We start from the raw sequence: 281 nt of genomic DNA, 5'->3' as shown, positions 1-281 counted from the left end.
CAGACAGAATCCCCGTTAAATCTAAAATGCAAATAATCGAAAAAGGCCCATGCCGTGTCGCATTCAAGGTTACACAGCGTGACAAAAAGAGTACCTTCACAAACATTATTGCACTTTCGGACGGCGGAAAATGTGTAGAGGTATATTCCGAAATAGAATGGCAGTCTCTGCGCACATTGGCAAAAGAGCAATTCAGCTTTAATGTAAGCAACGGCACAGCCACATTTGACCTGGGGCTCGGTGCAATAAAAAGGCAGAATATGTGCGACAAACTCTATGAG

General features: G+C 43.8%; 1 protein-coding gene. It reads left to right on the top strand.

Annotated features, from left to right (window positions below):
- Window positions 1-281 (top strand): glycoside hydrolase family 38 C-terminal domain-containing protein (locus QWY29_RS20215; RefSeq protein ID WP_300963024.1); only part of this gene is annotated, 281 nt, incomplete at both ends.

This window comes from Nocardioides abyssi (genome assembly GCF_030412915.1).
Lineage (GTDB): Bacteria > Actinomycetota > Actinomycetes > Propionibacteriales > Nocardioidaceae > Nocardioides > Nocardioides abyssi.
This window is presented reverse-complemented; position numbering and strand designations above follow the sequence as displayed.